Origin of the sequence: Polaromonas hydrogenivorans, from assembly GCF_040105105.1 — a bacterium.
In the GTDB taxonomy this organism is placed as follows: domain Bacteria; phylum Pseudomonadota; class Gammaproteobacteria; order Burkholderiales; family Burkholderiaceae_C; genus Polaromonas; species Polaromonas hydrogenivorans.
This window is the reverse complement of record NZ_CP157675.1, coordinates 1,156,458-1,178,864: the sequence shown is the minus strand read 5'-3', so window position 1 is coordinate 1,178,864 and position 22,407 is coordinate 1,156,458. Positions and strand designations below refer to the sequence as shown.

At 66.9% G+C, this 22,407-nt stretch carries 11 protein-coding genes; 4 read left to right on the top strand and 7 right to left on the bottom strand.

Annotated elements, in window-relative coordinates:
* Nucleotides 1–6: 6 nt before the first annotated feature.
* From ABLV49_RS05505 to ABLV49_RS05495, 3 genes are read right to left on the bottom strand one after another with little or no spacing between them, the layout of a single operon-like run.
* The gene (locus ABLV49_RS05505; RefSeq protein ID WP_349280650.1) at nucleotides 7–372 is read right to left on the bottom strand and encodes a Rieske (2Fe-2S) protein; all 366 of its coding nucleotides are present in this window, start codon (nucleotides 370–372) and stop codon (nucleotides 7–9) included.
* A 15-nt stretch (nucleotides 373–387) separates the two neighbouring features.
* Entirely contained in the window at nucleotides 388–1,047 is a 660-nt protein-coding gene (locus ABLV49_RS05500; protein WP_349280648.1) for an HAD family hydrolase, read from the bottom strand.
* 54 nt (nucleotides 1,048–1,101) lie between these two features.
* Nucleotides 1,102–2,298, bottom strand: a complete 1,197-nt coding sequence (locus ABLV49_RS05495) for an RluA family pseudouridine synthase (RefSeq protein WP_415838152.1) — start codon at nucleotides 2,296–2,298, stop codon at nucleotides 1,102–1,104.
* 592 nt (nucleotides 2,299–2,890) lie between these two features.
* On the opposite strand from ABLV49_RS05495, the gene ABLV49_RS05490 reads away from it, so the two are divergent.
* Nucleotides 2,891–6,133 (top strand): Rne/Rng family ribonuclease, encoded by a 3,243-nt coding sequence (locus tag ABLV49_RS05490; protein WP_349280646.1) that lies wholly within the window; start codon nucleotides 2,891–2,893, stop codon nucleotides 6,131–6,133.
* 241 nt (nucleotides 6,134–6,374) lie between these two features.
* Here ABLV49_RS05490 and ABLV49_RS05485 read toward each other — a convergent pair whose 3' ends face one another.
* Genes ABLV49_RS05485 through hemC form a run of 4 tightly spaced genes read right to left on the bottom strand, consistent with a single transcriptional unit; the run spans nucleotide 6,375 to nucleotide 10,655 of the window.
* The gene (locus ABLV49_RS05485) at nucleotides 6,375–7,664 is read right to left on the bottom strand and encodes a heme biosynthesis HemY N-terminal domain-containing protein (protein WP_349280644.1); all 1,290 of its coding nucleotides are present in this window, start codon (nucleotides 7,662–7,664) and stop codon (nucleotides 6,375–6,377) included.
* A 33-nt stretch (nucleotides 7,665–7,697) separates the two neighbouring features.
* On the bottom strand, nucleotides 7,698–8,858 hold the full coding sequence (locus ABLV49_RS05480) for a uroporphyrinogen-III C-methyltransferase (RefSeq protein WP_349280643.1): 1,161 nt from the start codon (nucleotides 8,856–8,858) through the stop codon (nucleotides 7,698–7,700).
* Nucleotides 8,855–9,718, bottom strand: a complete 864-nt coding sequence (locus tag ABLV49_RS05475) for a uroporphyrinogen-III synthase (RefSeq protein ID WP_349280641.1) — start codon at nucleotides 9,716–9,718, stop codon at nucleotides 8,855–8,857. Before ABLV49_RS05475 ends, ABLV49_RS05480 begins: the two co-directional genes overlap by 4 nt.
* Nucleotides 9,719–9,731: 13 nt before the next feature.
* On the bottom strand, nucleotides 9,732–10,655 hold the full coding sequence (hemC, locus tag ABLV49_RS05470; RefSeq protein ID WP_349281610.1) for a hydroxymethylbilane synthase: 924 nt from the start codon (nucleotides 10,653–10,655) through the stop codon (nucleotides 9,732–9,734).
* 155 nt (nucleotides 10,656–10,810) lie between these two features.
* Here hemC and ppc point away from each other — a divergent pair, with 155 nt between their 5' ends.
* From ppc to ABLV49_RS05455, 3 genes are all read left to right on the top strand, one after another.
* Entirely contained in the window at nucleotides 10,811–13,717 is a 2,907-nt protein-coding gene (gene ppc / locus ABLV49_RS05465) for a phosphoenolpyruvate carboxylase (RefSeq protein WP_349280640.1), read from the top strand.
* 121 nt (nucleotides 13,718–13,838) lie between these two features.
* Complete coding sequence (locus ABLV49_RS05460) at nucleotides 13,839–14,099, top strand: hypothetical protein (protein WP_349280638.1); 261 nt, start codon at nucleotides 13,839–13,841, stop codon at nucleotides 14,097–14,099.
* A 5-nt stretch (nucleotides 14,100–14,104) separates the two neighbouring features.
* Nucleotides 14,105–22,300, top strand: a complete 8,196-nt coding sequence (locus ABLV49_RS05455) for a GH36-type glycosyl hydrolase domain-containing protein (protein WP_349280636.1) — start codon at nucleotides 14,105–14,107, stop codon at nucleotides 22,298–22,300.
* Nucleotides 22,301–22,407: the final 107 nt, after the last annotated feature.

The following is a 22,407-nucleotide window of genomic DNA, read 5'->3' as shown; positions in this document are numbered from 1 at the left end:
AAGTATTCAAAAGAGCACGGGCTTGAGGTTGTAGGCGCAATGCCAGTAAACGACATCATCACGTTCAGACAGCATGATCTTGACCAGCCCGCCCCGGCACGGGCCACCGGCGCACTGTCCGGTATCGGGCCGGTAGGCCGCGCCGTGGCTGGCGCACAGCAGCCACTGGCCGCTGTCGTCAAACACCCGGTTGGGCTGCCAGTCCAGTTCCATCGCCACATGCGTGCAGCGGTTCAGGTAGGCCTGCGGCAGTCCCTTGAAACGAATGGCAAAGGCGCGGCAGGTCTGGCCGGCATACACCACATCGAACGCGACGGCCAGCCCGCCATTGACCAGGTCGCGGCTGTTGCAAAGTGCTACCGACTCGTCCATCAGTTCAAGCCCGGATCAGCCGTTGGCCAGCAGCCAGTCATGCAAATCCTGTACCGAATGCGCCACATGCAGCGGATTCAGGACGGTAAACGCATCGGGCTCATGCGCGCCGTAGCTCACGCCAACGCTCGCGCAACCGGCGTTCAGCGCCATCTGCAGGTCGTGAGTGGTGTCGCCGATCATCAATATCCTGCTGGCGGGAAGCGAGAACTGCGCCATCAGCTCGTGCAGCATCAGCGGATCGGGTTTGCCGGCCGTTTCGTCGGACGTTCGGGAGCCGTCAAAAACGCCTTTCAGTTCGACGCTTTGCAGCGCCTCGTCCAGTCCGCGCCGCGATTTGCCGGTCGCCACCGCCAGCAGGTGGCCGCGCGCCTTGAGAGCTTCGAGCAGCGGCAGCACGCCGGCAAACAGGCTCAGGTCGTTGAAGTGCCTGGCGTAGTGGTGCCGGTAGCGCGCGCCCAGTTCCGGGTATTTTTCGGGCGGCACATCGGGCGCGGCATGGGCCAGCGCCTGCATCAGGCCCAGCCCGATGACGTAAGCGGCAGCCTTTTCAGTCGGCTCCTTGCCGCCCACATCGCATACCGCCGCCTGGATGCAGCGCACGATGATCTGGGTGGAGTCAAAGAGTGTGCCGTCCCAGTCAAAGGCGATCAGGTCAAAGTTTCGAGTGTGCATGGCAAGGATTGTCGTTGGGAGAAATGACGCGGCGTGACCCGTCCACGCAATTCCTCAGGAGTTCCCGGTTTCTTCGGGAGACGAGGAATGACGCGACGGCAGAAATTGCTGAAGCTCCTCGGGCAAGGACGCCTGCAACTGAACCGCTTTTCGGGTTTTGGGATGGTTGAACTTCAGGCTCCAGGCATGCAGAAACATGCGCTTCAACGATGCAGAGCCTGCACTGCTTCTTTGCAGCGCCTTGTTCAGTTCGAAATCACCGTATTTGTCGTCGCCAGCAATCGGATGCCCTTCTCCGGCCAGATGCACCCGGATCTGGTGGGTGCGGCCGGTCTTGATGGTGACTTCCAGCAGCGTGAAAGGCGTCGCTGGCGCCAGGGGATTGGCGGCAATCGGCGTTTTTACCTTCACCAGGGTGACCGAGCGCATGGCGTCGGGATGGTCGTTGGGCACGATCTTGACGCGCCGCTCGCCGTTGGGCAGCAGGTATTTGTGCAGCGCCTTGTCAATCACGCGCTGGTTCGCTGGCCAGTTGCCGCTGACCAGCGCCAGGTAAACCTTGTCGGTTTCGCGTTCCCGGAACTGCTCCTGCAGCAGTTTCAGGGCCATGCGGCGCTTGGCAATCAAGAGGATGCCGCTGGTTTCGCGGTCCAGCCGGTGCACCAGTTCCAGGAAATCGGCCTCGGGCCGCGCCATGCGCAGCTGCTCGATGATGCCAAAGCTCACGCCGCTGCCGCCATGCACCGCCACGCCGGCCGGCTTGTCGATGGCAAGCAGGAAGTCGTCCTCGAACAGGATCGGGAATTCAGCCGCTGGCGCGTAGCCGCCGACGGTCGAACTGGCGCCGTGGCGGGCGACTTCGGTCATCACGCTCTGCATCGCCTGGGCCTTTTGTTCGGCTCGCTCCGAGGTGCGGACCGGCGGCAGGCGCACGATGTCGCCGGCCTCGACACGGGTGTCGGCATGCGCCCTGCCCTTGTTGACCCGCACTTCGCCGCTGCGGATGATGCGGTAAACATGGGTTTTGGGCACGCCCTTGAGCTGGCGGATCAGGAAATTGTCGAGTCGCTGGCCGGCGTAGTCTTCATCGACCGTGACCAGCGTCGCCTGCGGCAAAGCGGTGATCGGTTCAGCCGTTTTAGGCGCTGCAGGCGCATGAATGGTGGGCTGGGCCGGAGCAGCAGCAGGACGGAAAGGCGCTTTTGCCGGGCGTTTTGCCTTGCCAGAAGCTGCCCCTATAATGTGTTTCACTAGCGATACGCTGTAAGTAGTTGATTTGTCTGGAGTTTAGTCCACACCAATCCAAAGCCCCTGAAAAGGTCTGCGAACAGCCTCGCTGGAAGGTCGATGCCACTGATGGCAATTGCCCACAAGCGACGCGTGCCAGGCACCTCGCGACACGGGAATTGCCCTGCAGACGAGTCGATGCTTTGCGAATACAAACACGGAATACCAATGCGTGCAGCCTCGGGTCAAGAACCTTGGGCTGCATGCGGATCCAGCTGAGATCAAGTCTTTTAACGGGTAGCCCTCTGATGACAACACGGGTCAGTCTGATTGTTAGTTGCCTGCAGCGCCCCCTAGCCCTGCTTTATGGCATAAATCAGCCTATAGCCCTTGCACAGCGTGCGCAACCAGCTACTAATTTTGTAGCAAACCCCGTCATATACCTGCTCACTCCATCCACGCGCCCACGCCCAGACTGACACTGGCCGACCGATTTTCGGCCGGCCAGTTTGCTGTCAAAAGCTCTCCGGCAATTCCCCACGTTCGCATTGCGTTGCTTCCCTGGTGTCGTTCAGCCATTTTTGGGCTTTAGAACGAAGAAGATTTAGGAACATTCATGAAACGCATGCTGGTAAACGCCACACAGGCCGAAGAACGCCGCCTGGCGATTGTTGACGGACAAAAACTCCTCGACTACGAAATTGAAATTGAAGGGCGCGAGCAGCGCAAGGGCAACATCTACAAGGCCGTCGTCACCCGCGTCGAGCCGTCGCTGGAAGCCTGCTTTGTCGATTACGGCGAAGACCGCCACGGCTTTTTGCCGTTCAAGGAAATCTCCAAGCAATACTTCACGCAAGGCGTGTCGGTCAGCCAGGCGCGCATCAGCGATGTGATCCGCGAAGGCCAGGAACTGCTGGTCCAGGTCGAAAAGGAAGAGCGCGGCAACAAGGGCGCGGCGCTGACCACCTTTGTCTCGCTGGCCGGCCGCTATGTCGTCTTGATGCCCAACAACCCGCGCGGCGGCGGCGTGTCGCGCCGCATCGAAGGCGAAGACCGCGCCGAGTTGAAAGAGGCGATGGACAAGCTGGAATACCCCGGCGGCATGAGCATCATCGCGCGCACCGCCGGCATCGGCCGCAGCGCCCCTGAATTGCAGTGGGACTTGAATTACCTGCTGAAGCTCTGGACCGCGATTGACGGCGCCGGCAAGGGCGGCAAGGGCGCCTTCCTGATTTACCAGGAATCGAGCCTGGTGATCCGCGCCATCCGCGACTATTTCAACAGCGACATTGGCGACATTTTGTTCGACACCGACGACGTGTACGAGCAGGCGCGCCAGTTCATGGCGCATGTGATGCCCGAGCACGAGCACCGCGTCAAGCGCTACCGCGACGACGCTCCGCTGTTCTCGCGTTTCCAGATCGAGCACCAGATCGAGTCGGCCTATGCGCGCACCGTGCAGCTGCCTTCGGGCGGCGCCATCGTGATCGACCACACCGAAGCGCTGGTGTCGGTGGACGTGAACTCGGCCCGAGCCATCAAGGGCGGCGACATCGAGGAAACCGCCACCCGCACCAACCTGGAAGCGGCCGACGAAGTGGCGCGCCAGATGCGCCTGCGCGACCTGGGCGGCCTGATTGTCATCGACTTTATCGACATGGAAGAGTCGCGCAACCGCCGTGATGTGGAAAACCGCCTGCGCGACGCGTTGCGCCAAGACCGCGCCCGCGTGCAGTTCGGCACCATCAGCAAGTTCGGCCTGATGGAAATGAGCCGCCAGCGCCTGCGTCCGGCGCTCAGCGAAGGCGCTTCGATTCCGTGCCCGCGCTGCGGCGGTTCCGGCCACATCCGCGACACCGAAAGCTCGGCGCTGCAGATTTTGCGCATCATCCAGGAAGAGTCGCTGAAAGACAGCACGGCCTCGGTGCTGTGCCAGGTGCCGGTCGATGTGGCGTCGTTCCTGCTGAACGAAAAGCGCTCGGAAATCAGCAAGATCGAAATGAAGCAGCGCATCAACGTGCTGCTGGTGCCCAACAAGACGCTGGAAACGCCGAACTACCGCCTGGAGCGCCTGAAGCACGACGACCCGCGCCTGGACAACATCGAAGCCAGCTACAAGATGGCCGACGAAGCGGAAGACGCTACGACGGTGACGCGCCGCAGCCAGGAAAAGCACAACAAGCAAGAACCCATCATCAAGGGCGTTCTGCCCGATGCACCGGCCCCGATTGCCCCGCCAAAACCAGTGGCCGTGGCGCCGGTTGCGGCCAAGGCACCGCTGCCTGCGCCGCCGGTTCATGTTCCCGCGCCCGCTGCGGCAGAAAAAGGGCTGTTCGGCTGGATCAAGAACCTGTTCGGCATGGCTGAAGCACCGGCGCCAGCGCCAGTGCCGGCCCCGGTTCTCAGGGAAGTGAAAAAAGATGCGCCCCAGGGCGATGCGCCGCGTGAAGGCCGCCCTGCCGAAGGACGCGGTGAACGGCCAGAGCGTGGCGAGCGTGCAGAGCGTGGCGGTCGTGATGGCCGCCGCAGCGGTGGCCGTGTCCGTGGCGAAGGCGCTGCGCCCGAAGGCCGCGCCGAGGGTCGTCCCGATGGCCGCAACGCTGAGCGCCGTGAGCGCAACCCTGAAGGACGCGCCGAAGGTGGCCGTCCCGAGCGCCAGGAACGTCCGGAACGCCAGGAGCGCCTGGCCGGCGAGCCACGCGCTGAAAATCGCAACGACGGCCGCAACGACACCAGCGAAGCCCAGCCGCGCAATGAAGGCCAGGCCCGCGAAGGCCGCGGTGAGCGCAACCGCCCACGCGGTGAGCGTCCCGAGCGCGCCGAGCGCCCGGAACGCGGCGAGCGCATTCCGCGCGATGCCGTAGAGCAGGATCTGGCCCTGGCCAACCAGGCCGCCATGGCTGCGGCCATGGGTGGCGAAGCCGTCGCCCCGCGTCAGGAACGTCCGGCACAGGACGTGGGCCGTGAAGGCGAGCGCCGCCAGCAGGGTGGACGTGGTGAAGGCCGCAATGATGGCCGCGCTGAAGGGCGTGGCGAGGAATCGTCCGGCGAAGGCCGGCGCGAGCGTGGCGAACGGGGCGGCGAGCGCGGTGGTGAACGCACTGGCCGCCGCAATGAACGCAGCAGTGAGCGCGCAGACGTGAATGCCGCACCGTTGGCAGTTGCGCAGGCCGACAGCTTTGACGCCGCCCATCCGGCCGTGGTGTCCGCCCTGGACGAGTCCGGCAATCCGGTTGCACCGGTTTCATCGACCGACGTTCAGGCTCGCCGCCCTGAAGGCCAGGAAGAAAGCCAGGAGCGCCAGCCGCGCGAACGCCGCAGCCGTGACCGCTATGGCCGCGACCGCCGTGAACGGGGCGAGCGCAGCGAGCAGGCCGTCGAGGGTCAGGAAACCGTGGAAAAAACCGCTGTTTTTGAACCAAATCCGCCTTTTGCGCAGGAAGCACCGACACCTCTAGCTACTGAATTGGTAGCACCAGCGATGCCAGTTGCTCCGGTGGCGGCTCCGGCCAGTCCGGCGCCAGTGCTGGCAGCCGCGCCGCTGCCTGCTGCAGTTGCAGCGCCTGCGCCCGTGCTGGCACCGGCACCGATGGCCAATGCCCTGCCCAAGGTCCAGGCCTACGCACTGCCTTTGCAGGACCTGGCCCAGGTTGCCGAGAGTTCCGGCCTGCAATGGGTCAACTCCGACGCAGCCAAGATCGCTGAAGCCCAGGCGGCCATCGCGGCCGAGGTCAAGCCGATCCAGGTGCCGCGCGAGCGCCCTGCCCCGGTGGTGTCGGAAGAAGCACCGCTGGTGCTGGTCGAAACCAGGCGTGACCTGGGCAGCCTGCCGCTGCCGTTTGAAAAGTCAGCGGGCTGACCTACCGGCCTGCAAGTGGCCTGCGCTCCTGAAAAGGAGCGCCGACCACACGGCACCAGCCAAAGCCGCATCTTCCGGGATGCGGCTTTTTTTTTGCGTGCGCAAGGACAGGCATGGCGAATGCGCATCGCAGTTCAACCAAGGAAATGTTTCTCGCCCTGCGGGGCGGTCTTGCTGCACGCTGCCTTGAGGCGGCCAAGCCCAGGCCGGTCAACGGCTCAGTTGACTGAACGGTTAAAGGTTAAAGCTGGGCGGCCCGCTTGTAGGCTTCGATGGCGGCGGTTTCATCCTCGCGCTGCTCGGCCAGCACCGCCAGGGCGCGCCAGGCCTTGCGGTGCAGCAGCTTGTCCTGCAAGGCGGGTGCGGCCTGGCTCAGGAGCTGGCGCGCCTTGCCCCAGAGCTGGCGGCTCAGGCAGGCCATGCCGGCCAGGTACTGAAGCTTGGGATCGCGCGGGTGGCTGACGTGCGCGGCCTCGATGCGCGCCAGCCACTCGGCGTCCAGCGTGTCCATGCCGGCTTCGAGCACGGTGATCAACTTGATGCGCAGGTTGTCGCCCAGCTCCGAGCGCGGCTCCAGCATGCGCACCCAGACCGGCACCAGCCAGGAACGCGCCAGCGCCGCATCGCCATGCAGGCTCATCAGGCGGGAAGCTCCATGGATGGCCAGCTCGGGCATGGCGCGCTCGCTGTCGTCAAGCCACGCCCAGGCCTGCTGCAACTGCACCGGGTCATGCGCTTCATTGAGCAGTTCGAGCGCCAGTCCGCGCACGATGCTTTGCGCCGCAGCCGGCGAGAAAGCGCGGTGCTTGGCCAGCAGGCGCGCGGTTTCCAGCGCCTGCTGGGTCTGGTGCCCATAGCGGGCCGCGCGCAGCTTCATGCGCAGGGCTAGCGTGCGCCGGGCAGCGCCTTGCGGCAGCTGGCCGAGCCAGTCGAGCGCGGCGCTGGCGTCATGGTCTTCCAGCGCCCAGCGGGCGGCGCGAAACTGCACGCCCTCGCGCACTTCCTGGGCATGGCGCGCGGCCGAATTCTGCAGCGCCAGCTGCAGATGCTGGTTGCGCAAGGCCTTGTTTTGCAGCGCCTGCGCGCTTTCGGCCACCAGCAGGTGCGACAGCGAACGCAACTGGCTGGCCAGGCTGTCGCTGTGGCCGGTGGGATGGCCGGACGTGTCGGTCGCCACGCCCAGGCTTTTTTCCTGCGCCAGCGCATTCTGTGCCGATTTAGAGGCGCGGATGTAGCGCCCGGCCATCAGGTGGGCCAGCGCGTCCATGAGGGCGCCGTACATGGCGCGCTCTTTTTGCTGCGCACGCCAGCGCCGCGCCTCGACCGGCAGGGAAAACAGGGCCGACAGCGCGCGCGAGGCCAGATGGAGCAGCATGAACAGCCCGACCAGCAGCAGCACCATCAGGTTGAATGAAATATCGACCCGGTGCGGCGGCCAGAACACGGTGACGACCGCCTGGTTGTTGCCGGCGAACAAGGCCACCGCGACGGCGATGCCAAACAGAGCCATGAACCAGAGAGCGGCGCGCATGCTATTTTTTTACCCGTGCAGCGGTTGGCGTGGTCAGCGGCCCGCAGCCGCCGTGGCCAGCGCGGCCATGGTTTCGTCGAGCCGGGGCAGTTCGGTGTTTTTGAGCTGGCCCTGCACCTGGGCCAGCAGCTGCAGGGCGGCCTGGGTTCTGCGCGCGGCCGGGTCAAAGTATTTGCCCAGCCAGTTGCTGGCGTTGAGCAGGTCGGCGCGCGCCGCGTCGGTCTGGCGCGAAAACAGCGCCAGGCGCGCATTGAGCAGCCTGAGCTTGAGGTTTTCGCGCAGGAAAAATGCCTGGCCGGGCGCCAGCAGCGCCGCTTCGGGCTGGTCGATGCGGCTGACGCGCAGCAACTGGCTGGCCTCCAGCCACAGGCTGCCCAGCACGCGCCGGGACCAGGCCTGCGCGGCCTGCGTGTCAATGCCCGGCAGCCAGGACTTCGCCGGAGCCGATGCACTGCCTGCAGCGTCTTTTGGTTCGACGGCCACGGCACCGGCCGGGCTCGGGATGCTGTTGCTGACCATTTCATTGGCCACCGGCAGCTCATCGACCAGCCGGGCCAGCTCGTCGAGCTTGAGCATCAGGGCCGGCACATCGGCGACGCTGGCGCCCTTGATGCGTTCGATATCGCGGGTGATGGCGCGCTGCAGCGGGTTGAGGCGCGGCTGGGCGGCGCGCGTCAGGCGCATGTCGGCCGATTTGAGCGCGGCCAGCAGAGGCTCGGCGCTGCCGGTCAGCAAGGCCCGCTGCTGGGCCAGCCGCAGGTCGGACTCGACATCGACGACCAGGTTTTCATCGCGCGAGCGCGACAGGCTCTGCATCAGTTCTTCAAGCTGGGTGCGCTGCAGGCTGACCTCGCTCAAGCGGGTTTCCTGCAGGGCCAGGCGCACCGACAGTTCGCGGGCGCTGTCCTGCGCCTCGCGCGCCAGGGCACGCGCCTCGATGGACTGGGCGCTGGAATCGGTGGTACGACGGGCGAGTTCTTCCTGGATGGAGCCCAGCTTTTGCCACAGCAGGGCACTGCCGAGCAGGCCGGCAGCGGCCAGTGCCGCCACGACCAGCGCCCAGCTGCGCGGTACCAGCCAGGCGTCCGGCATGGCGGCGGCTGGCAGGGCGGGAGCAAGCCCGCGCTCCAGCACCGGCTCGTCCTGGGGCGCAGGGCGAGGCAAGGGGGGCAAGGCTGAAGGACTGTCGCTCATGGATAGTGCGATTCTATCGAGCCAAGCGCCTGCCGGATGTCCTTGAGCGCCGGGCGTGACTCCACAACAACACCCCAGCCGGCGGTCCGCACGGCCTGGGCAATCCGGGGATGGGTGGCCACGGCGCGGGCGCGGCCCCAATCAACGCCTTGCAGCCCCGCCTGCCCGGCCAGGTTGACCACGGCTTCGGAACTGCTGAACAGCCAGACCGAGCCGTCGGCGCTGGCCTGCCGGGCGCGCGCGACCTGCGCATCGGTCAGGATGGGCGCGCGGCGCTGGTAAACGCCGACAAAATCGACGCTGGCGCCGGCGCCCTGCCACTGGCGAACAATCCAGTCGCGCCCGGAGGTGGCGCCCTGGCCGCCGGCGCTTTGGCCGCGCACGATCAGCACCTTGCGGCCCAGCCAGTCACGCGCGCCAACTACCCGCCACAGCGCTTCGGAGTCAAACTGGCTGGCATCGGCCGCCGGCGCATCAATCTGCGCGGCGGGAATGCCGGCCGCCCGCAGCGCGGCCACCGTGCCGGGGCCGGGCGCCATGAAACGCAGGCCTGGCGGGATTCTGCACAACTCACTGCTTGCTATGTTATTAATAGCTGCCTGTGCATATCCACCTTGCGCAAAAGCCTTATTTTCCTTAAAAAAGTGCTCCACCGCATGGCCGCTGACGAACATGCAGGCGGCGTAAGCGTCCAGCGCCAGCCAGGCGTCCCCGAGCGCCTGCGCATCGGCAGCGCCGCAGACGGGCGCAATGTCAATCAGCTCGAACCCCTCGGCGGCGATGCCGGCCTGCTCCAGTTGCCGAACCCACAGCGCGGCGTCGGGCGCGGGCCGGGTCACGATCACGCGGGCGGTCGTCACGCCAGCTCCGGCCTCAAGCCGCTGGCGCGTTGCTGGCCCAGACCGCGCCGCCGGCGCGCAGTTGCGCCGCCACCGCGTCGCCCAGCGCCTCGGCCTCGGCAAAGCTGCGCACCACGGCGGTTTGCCGCACCTGCACCAGCGGCGCGGGCAAAACCGCTGAAACGCCGGAAGACGCGTCTGCCGTGGCCGGGTCGCCCCAGGCGGCGTCAAGCTGCAAGGCGCCGTCGCTGCCGGCAGTCACGAAAGCAGCCAGCGGCATCGAGCAGCTGCCGCCCATGGCACGCGAGACGGTGCGCTCGGCCGTGACCGCCAGCCAGGTCGGCTGGTGCGCCAGCGTGGCCAGCGCGGCGATGAGGTCGGCGCGGTCGGCGCGCACCTCGATGCCCAGCGCGCCCTGCCCGGCCGCCGGCAGCATGTCGGCGGGCACAAACGTGTGGCGAATGCGCGATTCGAGGCCCAGCCGCTTAAGCCCGGCGGCGGCCAGCACGATGGCCTGGTACTGGCCCTCGTCGAGCTTGCGCAGACGCGTATCGAGGTTGCCGCGCAGGGGCTGGATGGTGAGGTCGGGCCGCAGCGCCTTGAGCAGCACCAGCCGGCGCAGGCTGGACGTGCCGACCACGGCGCCCTGCGGCAACTCGGCCAACGACGCAAAGTCATTGGACACAAACGCGTCATGCGGGTCTTCGCGGGCCAAGACGCAGGCCAGCGCGAAGCCTTCGGGCAGGTCCATCGGCACGTCTTTCAGCGAATGCACCGCCAGGTCGGCCCGGCCTTCGCTCAGCGCGACTTCCAGCTCCTTGACGAACAGGCCCTTGCCGCCGACCTTGCTCAGCGAGCGGTCCAGGATCTGGTCGCCCAGGGTCGTCATGCCCAGCAGCTCGACCTGCCAGCCCAGGCGCGACTCAAGCAGCGCCTTGACATGCTCGGCCTGCCACATCGCCAGGCGGCTTTCGCGCGTGGCGATGACCACCTTGAGCGTTGAAGGAAAAGTTTGAAGCGCTGCTGCCACTGGTAACCCATCGGTAATCTATAGAGGGAGTGAATGCTAGCATGGGCGCTTTTCTGTATTTGCTCCAGCACCAAAGGGTCAGAATGCCAGTTTCCGCACGCACGAAAAAAGTCAGTGACAACGCCGGCCAGGCGGCTCAAGCCAGCCCCACGGAGACCGGCAAGCCCGCCAGGCCTTCGGTTCGCGCCAAAAACAACGAACGCCCGCTGGTGGAAGACATCCGCCTGCTGGGCCGCATCCTGGGCGACGTGATCCGCGACCAGGAAGGCGTGGCCGCCTATGAGCTGATCGAGCAGGTGCGCACGCTGTCGGTGGCGTTCCGGCGCGATGCCGACCAGGAGGCCGACAAGGCGCTCAAGACCCTGCTCAAGGACTTGAGCGGCGACCAGACCGTCAGCGTGATCCGCGCCTTCACCTATTTTTCACACCTGGCCAATCTGGCCGAGGACCGCCACCACATCCGCCGCCGCGCCATTCACGAGCGCGCCGGCGACACCCAGGAAGGCAGCATCGAAGTCGCCCTGGCGCGCCTGCGCTGGGCCGGCATTGCGCCCAAGGCCATCTCGGACACGCTGGCACGCAGCTTTGTCTCGCCGGTGCTGACCGCCCACCCGACCGAAGTGCAGCGCAAAAGCATCCTGGACGCCGAGCGCGGCATTGCCCAGCTGCTGACGGCGCGCGACAGCATCAAGGCGATGGCGCTGGCCGTGAGCAGCGCCAAGGATGCCTTGAGCCCGCGCGAACTGGCCGCCAACGAGGCGCAGCTGCGCGCCCGCGTGATGCAGCTGTGGCAAACCCGTTTGCTGCGCTTTTCAAAACTCACGGTGGCCGATGAAATCGAAAATGCGCTGAGCTACTACGAAGCGACCTTTTTGCGGCAGATTCCGAAGATTTACGCCAACCTGGAGCGCGAGCTGGGCAACCAGCCGGTCCACAGCTTCCTGCGCATGGGCCAGTGGATTGGCGGCGACCGCGACGGCAACCCGAATGTCAATGCCGACACGCTGAACTACGCCCTCGGCCGGCAGGCCGACGTGGCGCTGCGCCACTACCTGACCGAGGTGCACCTGCTGGGCGCCGAGCTGTCGATGTCGGCCATCCTGGTCGAATGCAGCCCCGAGATGCAGGCGCTGGCCGAAAGCTCGCCCGACACCAACGAGCACCGCCAGGACGAGCCCTACCGCCGCGCGCTGACCGGCGTCTATGCCCGGCTGGCCGCAACATTGAAAGTGCTGACCGGCGGCGAGGCGGCGCGCCATGCCGTGGCGCCGCAAAACCCGTATGCGCGCGCTGAAGACTTTCTGGCCGACCTGCGAACGCTGGAGGCATCGCTCAAGTCCCACCACGGCGAAGCGCTGACGGCCCAGCGCCTGCATCCGCTGATCCGCGCCGTGGAAGTGTTCGGCTTTCACCTGGCCACGGTCGATTTGCGCCAGAGTTCGGACAAGCATGAAGAAGTCGTCGCCGAGCTGCTGGCGGTCGCGCGGATTGAACCTGGCTACGCCAGCTTGGACGAAGCGGCCAAGCGCGCGCTGCTGCTCAAGATACTCAACGACGCCCGGCCGCTGCGGGTGCTTGGCCATGTGTATTCAGGCCTGGCCCAGATTGAACTGGCGATTTTCGAAGCCGCCAGGACAGCGCGCGCCCGCTTTGGCAAGGAAGCGATTCGCCACTACATCATCAGCCACACCGAAACCGTGAGCGACTTGCTCGAAGTGCTGCTGCTGCAAAAGGAAGTCGGCCTGATGCACGGCCTGCTCGAAGATGCGCAGGACCAGATCGGATCGAGCTGCGACCTGATCGTGGTGCCGCTGTTTGAAACCATCGAAGACCTGCGCAATGCCGCGCCCATCATGCGCGAGTTCTATGCGCTGCCGGGCGTGGCCGCGCTGGTCCAGCGCAGCGGCGCCGAGCAGGACATCATGCTGGGCTACAGCGACAGCAACAAGGACGGCGGCATCTTCACCAGCAACTGGGAGCTGTACCGCGCCGAAATCGCCCTGGTCGAGCTGTTCGACCAGCTGGCCGTCTCGCACGGCATCACGCTGCGCATGTTCCACGGCCGGGGCGGCACCGTCGGCCGGGGCGGCGGCCCGAGCTACGAGGCCATCCTGGCGCAGCCCCCCGGCACGGTGCGCGGGCAGATCCGCCTGACCGAGCAGGGCGAGGTGATCGGCTCGAAGTACGCCAACCCGGAAATCGGTCGGCGCAACCTCGAAACGCTGGTGGCCGCCACGCTCGAAGCCACGCTGCTGCAGCCGACCAAGCCGGCGACCCCGGCCTTCCTGCAGGCCGCCGACCAGCTCTCGCAGGCCAGCATGGCCGCCTACCGCGCGCTGGTGTATGAAACCCCGGGCTTCACCGAGTATTTCTTCAGCGCCACGCCGATCCGCGAGATTGCCGAACTCAACATCGGCTCGCGTCCCGCCTCGCGCAAGCCGTCGCAAAAAATCGAAGACCTACGCGCGATTCCCTGGGGCTTCAGTTGGGGCCAGTGCCGCCTGACCCTGCCGGGCTGGTACGGTTTTGGCAGCGCCATCGAGCAATTCCTGGGCCAGGGCGGCTCGCCGGACAGCCGCAAGGACGCGCTGGCCGTGCTGAAAAAAATGTACCGCCAGTGGCCGTTTTTCCGCACCCTGCTGAGCAACATGGACATGGTGCTGGCCAAGAGCGACCTGGCGCTGGCCTCGCGCTACTCTGAACTGGTGGCCGACGCCAAGCTGCGCAAGAAGATTTTCAGCGCGATTGATGCCGAGTGGCACAAGACCGCGCAGGCCCTGAGCCTGATCACCGGCGAGAAGCAGCGGCTGGCCGGCAATGCGGCGCTGCAGCGCTCGATCCGCCACCGCTTTCCCTATATTGATCCGCTGCATCACCTGCAGGTCGAACTGGTGCGCCGCTACCGCGCCGGCCAGACCGACCAGCGGGTGCAGACCGGCATTCACATCTCGATCAACGGGATTGCGGCAGGGCTGCGAAATACTGGCTGACGAGGAGTATCGGCGCGGTCCTACAAACAGGGAGGCGCCCTCCGATGGCGCCTGGATTTAGCAGGTCTTAGCATAAGGTTATGCGCCAAAAGATGCATTACCTTCAGGAGACCTGCCAACCATGACCACTTCCCATGCTTCCCATTCCGAGGCCGAGGCGGTTCAGCGCCGTTCACTGAGCAATGAACGGGTGTCCAGCGACTTCATGGCGCTTGCCTCTCACATGATGCATTGCCAGCGTTCGCGCGGCCGCTTCTTCACCGTGCGAGTCACGCTTGAAACCCTGCATGCCATCACCGCACCCCGGCTGGTCACGACCGGCGCGGCGCTGGTGGCCTGCAGCCTGGGCCTGCTGGGCCTGGGCCTGCTGACGATGGTCTGAAGCGGGTGAATCCTGCCGTCCTGGACCGGCTGGCAACGCTCAGCCCGCATGCCCGAAAAATCCTCCTTTCCCATGATGAACCCGCCGAGCCGCCGATCCGGGCGGAGTTGTTCGGTATCCAGCGCTTTGAGGAGCACGGCTGCAGTCTGGCGCAGGCGCAGGTCATTGAAACCGATGCCCAGTCGCTGCGCCACGCGCCGTTTTTTCCGCGCGTTGAAGAAAACCTGGCCGCGCTGCGCGCTTCCTATGACTATGTCGCGCTGACCTCGCTCAGCGGCCACTACGCCACGCCGGCCGCCGAATGGCTGCTGGACAATTTCCCGCTGATCGAAGCGCAGCTGCAGCAAATCCGAGAAGGCGTGCCGCGCCGCTTTTATGCCCGGCTGCCCAAGCTGGCCGCCCTGCCGCTGCAGGGACTGCCGCGCGTGTACGGCATCGCCTGGGCCTATGTGGCGCACACCGACAGCGTGCTGAACCCGGAAGTGTTCACCGCCTTCCTGAACGCCTACCAGACCTGCAGCGAACTGCGACTGAGCGAGTTGTGGGCCCTGCCGACGACGCTGCGCGTGGTGCTGCTTGAAAACCTGCGCCGCATGGCCGACGACATTGCCCTGAGCAAGCTGGCGCGCGAAGTCGCCCATGCCGTCTGGGACAGCGGCCAGGAACTGGACGAGTCCGACCTGGATGCCATCAGCAGCCTGATGAAGCAGCGCGGCATGCAGCGCAGCTACCTGACCCAGCTGTGGCAGCGCATGCCGACCGAGCTGCCGGCCAATTTGCCGGCGCTGGTGCGCTGGACCGCCAGGACCTGCCCCGACGGCCATGCGCTGATGCTGGAGAGCCAGAGCGCGCAGGTGGCGTCCAATCTGACCGTCGGCAACATCATCACCACGCTGCGCGTGATTGGCCAGATTGACTGGGTCGATCTGATTGAGCCGGTCAGCCGGTCCTTGCAGGTGCTGCGGCAGTTGACCGGTTTTTGCCACGAAAGCGAACTCACGCGCCAGCAGATCACCCGGGCCATGGAGCAGCTGGCGCGCGACAGCGGGAAAACGGAGCGCGAAACGGCCGAAACCGTCGTCAGGGCGGCCCAGGCCGCACCCGACAGCCTGCCAGCGGACGCCGCGCAGCGAACCGCCGGCTTTTACCTGATCGGCGGCGGCCGCGCGCAGCTGGAAGCGGCCCTTGGCCTGCCCGCGCAGCGTGCCTTGAAGCGCAGGAACTGGCGCAGGTGGCGGCTGCCCCTGTATATCGGCGTCATCGCCCTGGCAACGCTGTTGATGGTGCTGCTGGCTGCGCGCCATGCCGACTGGCAGCGGTGGCCGGCCCTGGTGGCGCTGTTCCTGCTGGCCGGGCCCGCCTTCGAGGCGGCTTCGGCTTTCGTGCATCGCCTGATTGCCGAGTCGCTGCAGGTGCAGCCCCTGCCCCGGCTCAATTTTCCGGACGGCATCACGCCCGGGCACCGCGTCCTGGTGGTGATCCCGACGCTGCTGACTTCGGGCGCATCCAGCCATGAACTGGTGCGCCAGCTGGAGTTTCACTGGCTGGCCAACCGCGAAAACGAAGCCCAGTTTGCCCTGCTGACCGACTGGGTCGATGCGCCTGGCGCCACCCTGCCCGGCGACGCCGGCCTGGTGAACGGTGCGCTGGCCGAGCTGGCTGCGCTGAACGCGCGCTACCCGGCGCCGGCCGGCTGCCCGCCGCGCTTTTTGCTGCTGCACCGGCCGCGCAGCTGGTGCGAAACCCAGCAACGCTGGCTGGGCTGGGAGCGCAAGCGCGGCAAGCTGGAGCAGCTGCTGCGCCTGCTGGCCACCGGCAGCATGGAAGGCTTCATGCCGCTGGCAGCCCCCTTGCGGCTGGCGGACAACATCCGCTACGTGGTCACGCTGGACAGCGATACCGGCCTGCCGCCCGGCGCGCTGCGCGAACTCGTGGCGATTGCCGCCCATCCCCTGAACGCACCGCAGCTTGACACCGGCCTGCGCCGGGTCGTCGGCGGCTACGGCATCCTGCAGCCGCGCATGGTGACGCCCCTGCCCGGCCCGGCCCAGAACACCGCCTACCACCGGCTGTTCGCCGGCCGCTGCGGCATCGACCCCTACAGCAGCGGCGTGTCCGACGTGTACCAGGATTTGTTCGGCACCGGCAGCTTCAGCGGCAAGGGGCTGCTGCATGTCAAGGCCGTGCATGCCGTGCTGGACCAGCGCCTGCCCAGCGAGGCCGTGCTCAGCCATGACCTGCTCGAAGGCAGCATTGCGCGCTGCGGCTTTGTCAGCGATGTGGTGCTGGTCGAGGACGCGCCGCACCATGCCGGCGTGGCCGCATCGCGCCAGCACCGCTGGACGCGCGGCGACTGGCAGTTGATTCCGCTGCTCTGGAACGCACGAAAGTACGGCATTGACGCCCTGGGCGTCTGGAAGATGCTGGACAACCTGCGCCGCTCGCTGGTGCTGCCGGCCGCGTTCGTCCTGCTCGCCTGGGTGATCTTTAGCGGCGCACTGCCCCTGGGAACGGCGTTTTTGGCGGTCATTGCGGCGCTGCTGGCCGGGCCGCTGCTGGGCGCGCTGGCGGGCCTGGTACCGACACGCACGGGCATTGCCTGGCGCCACTTTTTTCGCGGCGGGCGCGCCGAGTTGCGCAGCACGCTGGGTGCGGCCGCCTGGCAGTTCAGCCAGATACCGGCGCAGGCGCTCATGCTGCTCGACGCGGCGCTGCGCTCCGTCTGGCGCATGGCCGTCAGCCGCCGCCGGCTGATGGAATGGACCACGGCGGCGCAGGCGCAGTCGGCGTCGCGCAACGAGCTGTTCGTTTTCGTGCGCCAGCATGCGAGCGCATCGCTGCTGTGCGCGGCGCTGGCCATGGCCGCGCCCTGGGCCGTCCATCCCTGGGCCGGCATCATCCTGTTCCTGTACTGGGGCGCGTCACCGCTGGCCGCCTGGTGGGCCAGCCAGCCCCGTTCACCCGGCACGGCGCATGCGCTGCACGCCGGGGACAAGCGCTACCTCTTGGCGCTGGCGCACGACACCTGGCGTTTTTTCGAGCGCTGCGTCGGTCCCGACGACAACCACCTTCCGCCCGACAACCTGCAGCTGGTGCCCGACCCCCTGCTTGCGCACCGCACCTCGCCGACCAACATCGGGCTGTACCTGCTGGCCGTCTGCTGCGCCCGCGAATTCGGCTGGATCAGTACCGGCGAAGTCATCAAGCGGCTTGAAGCCTCGCTCGGCAGCATTGACAAGCTCAGCAAGCACAACGGCCACCTGCTCAACTGGTACGACACCCGCACCCTGGAGGTCATGCATCCGGCCTATGTGTCGGCCGTGGACAGCGGCAACCTGGCCGGCCTGCTGCTGGCCGTGGCGCAGGGCTGCATCAAGCTGGCGCAGGACGATGCCCACGGCAGCCAGGACCGGCCATCGCTGCTCAGCCTGGCCGAACGCTGCCGCAGCCTGTACGGCGCGATGGATTTCAGGGGCCTGTATGACGGCAAGCGCCACCTGTTCCATATCGGCCTGCGGGTGGACGAGCAGGTGCTGGACGCCAGCTACTACGACCTGCTGGCATCCGAGTCGCGGCTGACCAGCTTTCTGGCGATTGCCAAGGGCGACGTGCCCAAGCGCCACTGGAGCGCCCTGGGCCGGCCTTTCCTGTCGGTGGGCGGCGTGCCGGGCCTGGCCTCCTGGTCGGGCTCGATGTTCGAATACCTGATGCCTTCGCTGCTGATGCACGAGCCCGAGCACGGCTTGCTGCAGACCATGGCGCGCTCGGCCATCGCCGTGCAGCGCGATTTCGGCCAGCAGCAGCACCTGCCCTGGGGCGTGTCCGAATCGGCCTATTTTGCCCAGGACCATTCGCTGGCCTACCAGTATTCGCCCTTTGGCGTGCCGCGCCTGGCGCTGCGGCGCACGCCACCGACCGACCAGGTGGTGGCACCCTACGCGACCATGCTGGCCATGCTGTTTGAGCCCGAAGCGTCGGTCGCCAACCTGAAGCGGCTCGAAGCGCTGGGCGCGCGCGGCGAGCTGGGACTGTTCGAAGCGCTCGATTTCACGGCGTCGCGCCAGCCTGAAAAGCAGGCCTTCAGCATCGTCCAGGCCTTCATGGCGCACCACCAGGGCATGTCGCTGGTGGCGCTGTGCAACGTGCTGTGCGATGACGCGCCCCGGCGCTGGTTTGCCAGCGAGCCCCAGGTGGCCGCGCACGAAGCGCTGCTGCACGAACGCACGCCGCGCCAGATCATTGAAAGCGCCAGTCCGCGCCTGCCGCCCGAGCCCGACGGCCACAGCAACGAGCCGGTGTTCCATTCGCGCGACCTGGACCCGGCCCAGCCCGGCTGGAAACCCACGCACCTGCTGTCCAACGGGCGCTACAACGTGGCCCTGCGCGCCAGCGGCGCCGGTCTCAGCCGCTGGCAGGGCCGCAACATCACGCGCTGGCGCGACGACCTGCTGCGCGACGGCTACGGCAGTTTCTTTTACCTGCGCCAGGGCGGGCAGGACCGGGTCGGCTCGCTGACCGCCGCACCGGCACCCCTGCCGGGCTGGCGCTACCAGGCGCGCTTCATGGCCGACCGGGTGCAGTTCGATGCAGAGGGCGATGAGCTGAGCGCCAGTATCACCGTGCTGGTCAGCCCCGAGGACGACACCGAACTGCGCACCGTGCTGCTGCACAACACCGGCCGCACCGAGCGCGTGATTGAGCTGGTGTCGTGCTTCGAGGCGGTGCTGGCCGACCCGCGCGCCGACGAAGCACATCCGGCGTTTTCCAACCTGTTCATACAAACCCGCTGGGAGCCGCAATGGCGCGCCCTGCTGCTTCAGCGCACGCCGCGCCTGCATGGCGATGCGCAAATGGCGGTGGCGCACTTCCTGGCCGAGGTCGATGCCGATCTGCTTTCAATGAACTGCATTGCCGACCGCCGGGCGTTTGCCGGCCGCAACCAGCCCGTGCACCAGCCCGCCCTGCTGGCCCAGGCCATGGATGCCGGCGGCAACCCGGTCAACGGCCTGGACCCGGTGGCCAGCCTGCGCCTGAAGCTGCGGCTGGCGCCCGGCGCCGTGGCCCGGCTGAGCTTTGCGACGGCGGCGGCGCAAACCGAAGAAGAACTGACCACGCGCATCGACAAGTACCTGCAGCCCATGCATGTCGTGCGCGCCACCCGCATGGCCGCCACGCTGGCGCAGGTGCGGCTGCGCGACCTGACGCTGACGCCCGAAGAGCACCTGACGCTGCAGGATCTGACCACCGCCCTGATGTACAGCACGCCCCGGCTGAACGCCAGGGCCGGGCCGCTGGACCAGCGCCAGCTGTGGCGCTTCGGCATTTCGGGCGACAAGCCGATCGTGCTGGTGCGCATCCAGTCGGCCAGCGGACTGCCGCTGGTGCATGCCTTGCTGCGCGCCCAGCCGTGGTGGACTTTTGGCGGTTTGGCGGTGGACCTGGTGGTCATCAACAACGAACCCAACTCCTACCTCATGCCCTTGCAGCGCGACATCCTGGCGCTGCGCGACCGGCTGATGCAGAACGTGCAGAACAGCTTTCCGAAAGGCGCCGGGCTGTCGTCCAGCTTTTACCTGCTGCGCGACCACGAAACCGCCAGCGCCGAAAAAATCGCGCTGGCCGGGCTGGCGCGGGTCGTTCTCACCGCCGACGGCCGTCCGCTGGAAGTTCAGGTGGCCGCCTTGCGCACCGGCGTCTGGCCGCTGCGGCAAGCCAGCACGGTGGCCGCAACGCCGCTTTCCGGCCGGCCCTTCGCAGCCTGGAGCGAAGCCGATACGCAAATTCCGGCGCTGCTGGACGCGGCTGGCCAGTTCGACCCGGCGAATGGCGAATTCTGGTTTGAACTGCAGGGCGGCCAGTCGCTGCCCCGCCCCTGGGTGAATGTCATCGCCAATCCCGGGTTCGGCTTTCAGGTGTCGGAAACCGGCAGCGGCATGACCTGGGCCGGCAACAGCCGCATGCACCAGCTCACGCCGTGGTCCAACGACCCGGTGCGCGACCCGGCCTTCGAGCACTGGCTGCTGCAGGACATCGACAGCGGCCAGGTCTTTCCGCTGGCGCCTTCGGTGCTGGCGGCGCCCAGCAGCCGCTGGCGGGTGCGCCACGGCCAGGGCTATTCGGTGTTTCAGGGGCTGCAGGGCGGACTGCAGGTGGAAACGACTTTTTTCGCCGACCCGAACGAAGCCGCCAAGGTGGTCCAGGTCAAGGTGCGGCTGGACAGAGGTGGCCGCAGGCGCTTGCGGGCGGTCGCCATGGTGGAGTGGCAGATGGGCGATGCGCGCGGCCGGCGGCGCACCCTGCAGACCTGGAAGCATCCGGCGCAGCCGGCCTTGTTCGCCCAGCAGCAGGAAACCCGCGACGGCTATGGCGGCCGAACGGTGTTTTTATCGCTGGCAGGCGCGGCGGCCAAGCTGCAATGGACCTGCGACCGGAGCGAATTTTTCGACACGCTAGGCCGCATCGTCCTGCCCGCCGCGCTGGCCAGCCGCAGCGGCAGCGGGTTTGACCCCTGCGCCTGCCTGGTCAGCGAATTTGCCGTGGCCGGTTCCGAGGAACTGGTCTTCAGCTTCATCCTCGGCCATGCCGATGACGCGGCCCAAGCCGAGCAGATGGCGGCCCGCTGGACCCCGCCTGCCTGCAGCCAGGCGCTGGCCGATGTCAGGGCCGCCTGGTCCGGCCTGCTGGGCAAGGTGCAGGTCAAGACGCCCGACGCCAAATTCGATGCCCTGGTCAACCACTGGCTGCTGTACCAGACGGTGGCCTGCCGGCTCTGGTCCAAGGCGGGCTTCTACCAGGCCGGCGGCGCTTCGGGCTTTCGCGACCAGCTGCAGGACTCGATGGCGCTGGCGCTGGCCGACCCGGCGCGCCTGCGCGCACAAATCGTGCTCAACGCGTCGCGCCAGTTCCCCGAGGGCGACGTGCAGCACTGGTGGCACGCACCCGGCGGCGAAGGCGTTCGCACGCATTTTTCGGACGACCTGCTCTGGCTGCCCTATGCCTGCACCCATTACCTGCAGGCCAGCGGCGACATGGGCGTGCTCGACGAACAGGTGGCCTTCATCGACGGCCCGCCGATTCCCGAAGGCGCTGAAGACGCCTACTACGAGCCGCAGACCAGCGAGCAGTCCGCCAGCGTCTATGAGCACTGCGCCCGCACCATCGACCGCAGCCTGGCGGTGGGCAGCCACGGCCTGCCGCTGATGGGCACCGGCGACTGGAACGACGGCATGAACCGCGTCGGCCACGAGGGGCGCGGCGAATCGGTCTGGCTGGGATGGTTTCTGTGCAGCGTGGTCGAAGGCTTCGTGCCCTTCGCCCGGATGCGCGGCGACGATGCGCGCGCCCAGCGCTGGCTGGATGCGCGCAAGGGCTGGGTGGCCGCGCTGCACGACGCCGGCTGGGACGGCGCCTGGTTCCGCCGCGCCTTTTTCGACAACGGCGCGCCACTCGGCTCGGACGCCAACGACGAATGCCGCATCGACCTGATTGCCCAGGCCTGGGCTGTGCTGTCCGGCGCCTCGACGCCGGCCTTCACCCGCTCGGCGATGCTGGCGCTGAACAACCAGCTGATCGACGAGAAAGCCGGCCTGCTGCGCCTGCTCGACCCGCCCTTCGAGCAGTCGGCCAACAACCCGGGCTACATCCAGGCCTATCCGCCGGGCGTGCGCGAGAACGGCGGCCAGTATTCGCACGCCGGCGTCTGGGCGCTGATGGCGCAGGCCCTGAGCGGCGACGCCGAAGGCGCCTGGCGCAGCTTTGAGTATCTGAGCCCGGCGCACCGCAGCGCGCACCCCTCGCGCGGCGCTGTTTATGAGCTGGAGCCTTATGTCATGGCCGGCGACGTGTACAGCGCCGCCCCCTACATCGGCCGGGGCGGCTGGAGCTGGTACACCGGCTCGGCCGCCTGGCTCTACCGCGCGGCGGTCGAGACGCTGCTGGGCCTGGCGGTGCAGCCGGGCCGCCTGTCGCTGTCGCCGCGCCTGCCCGCGCACTGGCCGGCGGTGGAGCTGCGCCTGTTGCTGCAAGGCTATGACATCACGGTGCGCTGGCAGCGCAAGCTCACGGACGGCAGGCCGATCAAGGCCGATCAGCAACTGGCCTGGGGCGAATGGGTCGAGCTGGACACGCTGCCGGAACAGGCGGTATTGCAGGTGGTCGGAGAAGCGGTTCCGGCTGTTTCTGCTTCGCTATCAATTCAATAGCTTCTTGCGCCCGTCCCGCGTGCGCAAAAAGCACTTTTAATGCCTCATTATCCAGAAATTACAGGTCTGGTTGACTTTCTTTTTTCCAAATTTAACCAATAACTGGG

Coding starts and splice junctions, on each gene's coding strand:
- ABLV49_RS05505 (WP_349280650.1), bottom strand. CDS start 372: ATGGACGAGTCGGTAGCACTTTGCAACAGCCGCGACCTGGTCAATGGC.
- ABLV49_RS05500 (WP_349280648.1), bottom strand. CDS start 1,047: ATGCACACTCGAAACTTTGACCTGATCGCCTTTGACTGGGACGGCACA.
- ABLV49_RS05490 (WP_349280646.1), top strand. CDS start 2,891: ATGAAACGCATGCTGGTAAACGCCACACAGGCCGAAGAACGCCGCCTG.
- ABLV49_RS05485 (WP_349280644.1), bottom strand. CDS start 7,664: ATGCGCGCCGCTCTCTGGTTCATGGCTCTGTTTGGCATCGCCGTCGCG.
- ABLV49_RS05480 (WP_349280643.1), bottom strand. CDS start 8,858: ATGAGCGACAGTCCTTCAGCCTTGCCCCCCTTGCCTCGCCCTGCGCCC.
- hemC (WP_349281610.1), bottom strand. CDS start 10,655: ATGTGGCAGGCCGAGCATGTCAAGGCGCTGCTTGAGTCGCGCCTGGGC.
- ppc (WP_349280640.1), top strand. CDS start 10,811: ATGCCAGTTTCCGCACGCACGAAAAAAGTCAGTGACAACGCCGGCCAG.
- ABLV49_RS05460 (WP_349280638.1), top strand. CDS start 13,839: ATGACCACTTCCCATGCTTCCCATTCCGAGGCCGAGGCGGTTCAGCGC.